At 66.5% G+C, this 3,452-nt stretch carries 4 protein-coding genes; all 4 read right to left on the minus strand.

Going from position 1 to position 3,452, the window contains the following annotated elements:
* Positions 1-745 (minus strand): branched-chain amino acid ABC transporter permease (locus EOA24_RS31340; RefSeq protein WP_133374701.1); only part of this gene is annotated, 745 nt, incomplete at its 3' end.
* A 6-nt stretch (positions 746-751) separates the two neighbouring features.
* Complete coding sequence (locus tag EOA24_RS31345; protein WP_126082013.1) at positions 752-1,456, minus strand: ABC transporter ATP-binding protein; 705 nt, start codon at positions 1,454-1,456, stop codon at positions 752-754.
* Between the two features lie 15 nt (positions 1,457-1,471).
* Positions 1,472-2,626: an ABC transporter substrate-binding protein gene (locus EOA24_RS31350; protein WP_189343101.1), complete on the minus strand. Its 1,155-nt coding sequence runs from the start codon at positions 2,624-2,626 to the stop codon at positions 1,472-1,474.
* A gap of 41 nt (positions 2,627-2,667) precedes the next feature.
* On the minus strand, positions 2,668-3,393 hold the full coding sequence (locus tag EOA24_RS31355) for an ABC transporter ATP-binding protein (RefSeq protein ID WP_126082011.1): 726 nt from the start codon (positions 3,391-3,393) through the stop codon (positions 2,668-2,670).
* Positions 3,394-3,452: the final 59 nt, after the last annotated feature.

Genomic DNA, 3,452 nt, shown 5'->3' on the forward strand with positions numbered 1-3,452 from the left:
GCACCATGCCGCCGACCGCCGCACCCGGCAGCGAGCCGAAGCCCCCGATGACGCAGGCAACGAAGGCCTTCAGCACCAGGCCGAAGCCGAGATCAGGCGAGACGCTGCCGCGCCGCGCCAGGATGAAGACGGCGGCGATGCCCGCCAGCGCGCCGGAAATCGCAAACGCCGTGGCAATCACTCGGTTTGCCTTGATCCCCATCAGCCGCACCGTGGCGAAGTCGCGCGAGGCGGCGCGGATGGCGAGGCCAAGCGTCGAGCGGTTGAGGAAGAGCACCAGCGCCAGGATGGTCAGACCCGACACGATCAGCTCCATCACCTGCAGCGAGGAGACAGCGAAGGGCCCGAAGAACCACATCTGGTTCAAGCCGTTGAGGACCGAGACCGACTGCGGCTTGGGAGAGATCAGAAGCATGAAAAGGTTCTGCACCACGATCGAGACACCGAAGGCGGTGAGCAGCCCGGTCGTGGTCGGCGCGTAGCGCACCGGCCGGAAGGCAAAGCGCTCGAACACGACCGCCGCTAGCGCCGCCATGCCGACGGCGAGCAGCACCGCGACGAAGGGCGAGGTCAGACCGAGCGCGGCAGCCAGGAACACGCTGTAGGCCGAGACGCCGATGATCTCGCCATGCGCGAAATTGACCAGCCCCATGATCGAGAAGACGACGGCGAGCCCCAGCGCCACCAGCGAATATTCCGCGCCGAAGGCGAGCGCATTGAGGAGTTGCTGCAAGGCGTAATCCATCGCCGCCTACCCGCCGATATAAAGGTTGAAGAGGCCGTGCTCGTCGGCGAGCCTGGCCGGCGGTCCGTCATAGCGCAGCGTGCCCGAGCTCACGACATAGACGCGGTCGGCAAAGCGCAGCGCCTGCCTGGCGTTCTGCTCGACCACCAGCAGCGTCAGCCCTTGCGCCTTGAGCTCACCGATAAAATCGAAGATGCGCGCCACGATTTTGGGCGCAAGCCCCAGCGACGGCTCGTCGAGCAGCAACAGCTTCGGCCGCGACATCAGCGACCGGGCGATCGCCAGCATCTGCTGCTCGCCGCCCGAAAGCGTGCCCGCCGCCTGGCCGTAGCGCTCGGAAAGCACCGGGAACAGCGACAGGAACCGCTCGATGTCCTGGCGCACCCCGGCAGGGTCGCGCCGTGTCGCCGCCCCCAGCCGCAGGTTCTCGCCGACGCTGAGATTGGCAAAGATGTGCCGGCCTTCCGGCGTCGAGGTCAGGCCGGCGCGGATGCGGTCCTCGGTGCGGACATGCGAGATGTCCTTGCCGTCAAGCACGATACGCCCCGAAGCCGGCGTGACCAGCCCGGTCAGCGCGTTGATGGTCGAGCTCTTGCCGGCGCCGTTGGGTCCGAGCAGGGCGACCAGCTCGCCCTGCCCGACTTCCAACGACAGCTCGCGCACCGCCATGACGGCGCCATAGCGCACGACAAGCTTCTCGACCTTTAGCACGTCCTCCCGCCCCGCTTAGTTCAGTGCCGGAACGAAGGTCGGCGGCGTGTCGGTGATCAGCACCCGCTTGCCGTCGGCAAAGCCCATCACCGGAACGGCCTTCACCGGATAGCCCTTCTTCTCGGCAAAGGAGATCGTCGGCGCTGTGGTGCCCGGATAACCGCCGGGAGCGCGGATCGCTTCGCGCAAGGCGGCGGGGTCGACGGTGCCGGCCTTCTTCGCCGCTTCATAGCTGATCTGCACCATGTCGGCGCCGAGCGCGTCGAAGATGCCGTTGATCTTGTAGCCATCGGCCTTGCACTGGGCGAGGAATTTGTCGATCGGGCCGTCGACGCCGGTCGCGCCATGGGTCGCGAACATCACCTTTTCCAGCGACTTCGGATCGCCGACGGTGCCTTCCAGCGACTTGTCGTCGAAAGCGTCGCAGCCGGCCACCCAGCCATCATAGCCGTTGGCGCGCAATTGCCGGATCAGGATGCCGACATCGGGCAGCACGGCGCAGATATGGATGGCGTCCGGCTTCTGCGGCAGCGCCTTGATCGAGGCGATCTGCGGCGACCAGTCGGTGGTGCCGTAGGAATAGTTGAACTTGCCGACCACCTTGCCGCCGAGATGCTCGAACACCTCGCCGAACCACTCCGGCAGCTTCTCCGAGTAGGAACCGGCATCGGGCGACACCATCAGCGCCACGGTCCGCGCGCCCTTGCCGTAAAGCGCGTTGGCGGTGGCTGAGGCGTTGATCGGATCGGGCACCGCCCCGGCGATGAAATTGTCGAGCCCGGCCTGCTGCATTTCGAGCTGCGTGTTCGGCGCCGAGAACACGGTGGCGCCATAGGGCTGAGCGGTCTGCGCCATCGGGATCAGCGCATCCGGGAACGGCACGCCGGTGATGACCTGCGCGCCGGCATCGAGGAATTTCTGGCCGAGCGAGACCGAAAGCTGCGGATCGGACCGGTTGTCCTCGATCATCAGCTCGACCTTGGGCTCGTTGGCGCCCGCAGCCTTGTTCAGCCTGTCGGCCATGCAGTGCGCGCCTTCCGCCTCGCTATAGGGCGCGTAGGCGCCGGTCATGGCGACCGCAAGGCCGATCTTGAGATCCGCCGCGCCCGCATGCCCTGCCTGCAGCAGCCCAGCGGTCAGCACCGCTGCTCCCAGCAAAATCTTTTCCATTCTACCCCTCCTTCCTCTCATTGTGGTTGTTCTTCCGGCCCTCAGGCCGTCTCCGACTGCCCGACATAGACCTCGATGACGCGCGGATCGCGCCACACATCTTCCGTCTCGCCCGAGGCGATCACCTGTCCCTGGTCCATCACGCACAGCCGGTCGCAGAGCCGGTTGATGAAGCGCAGATCGTGATCGATGACGATGGTCGCGCAGCCGATATCGCGGCGAATGGCCTCGATCGCCATCGCCAGCGTCTCCGACTCGGCCTCGTTGAGGCCGGCGGCCGGCTCATCGAGCAGAAGGAGCGACGGCCCCAGCGCCAGTGCGCGGGCGATCTCGAGCCGGCGCTGGCTGCCATAGGGCAGCGTGCCGGCCGGACTGTCGGCGAAACTTGCCAGCTCATATTGCTGCAGCAGCTGATCGACGCCGATCTGCTTGGCGGCATCGGGGCGTACGGCGCGGCAGGTGATACGCGCGACCTCGACGTTCTGGCGAACGGTCAGATCCTTGAACAGCCTGATGGTCTGGAAGGTGCGGCCTACCCCTGCCCGCGCGCAATGCTCCGGGCCGCGGCCAGTGATCTCCTCGCCCGCCAGGCGCACGCTGCCGCTGTCCGGCTTGAGCACGCCGGAGATGGCGTTGACGAGCGTCGACTTGCCTGCGCCGTTCGGACCGATGAGGCCGAGGATCTCGCCGGCCTCGCAGGTCAGCGAGGCGTTGCGCAACGCCTGCACGCCGCCGAATGTCTTGCTGACTGCCTCAACCGACAGCATCGGTCATTTCTCCCATTCCGGCCGCTGGCTGTTCTCCTGTCGGCCGGTCAAAAGGATGC

The sequence above is a fragment of the Mesorhizobium sp. M2A.F.Ca.ET.039.01.1.1 genome, assembly GCF_003998035.1.
Taxonomy (GTDB): domain Bacteria; phylum Pseudomonadota; class Alphaproteobacteria; order Rhizobiales; family Rhizobiaceae; genus Mesorhizobium.

What these genes read in the sequence shown, in the direction of transcription:
- EOA24_RS31355 (WP_126082011.1), bottom strand. Translation starts at nt 3,393, where the DNA reads ATGCTGTCGGTTGAGGCAGTCAGCAAGACATTCGGCGGCGTGCAGGCG.
- EOA24_RS31350 (WP_189343101.1), bottom strand. Translation starts at nt 2,626, where the DNA reads ATGGAAAAGATTTTGCTGGGAGCAGCGGTGCTGACCGCTGGGCTGCTG.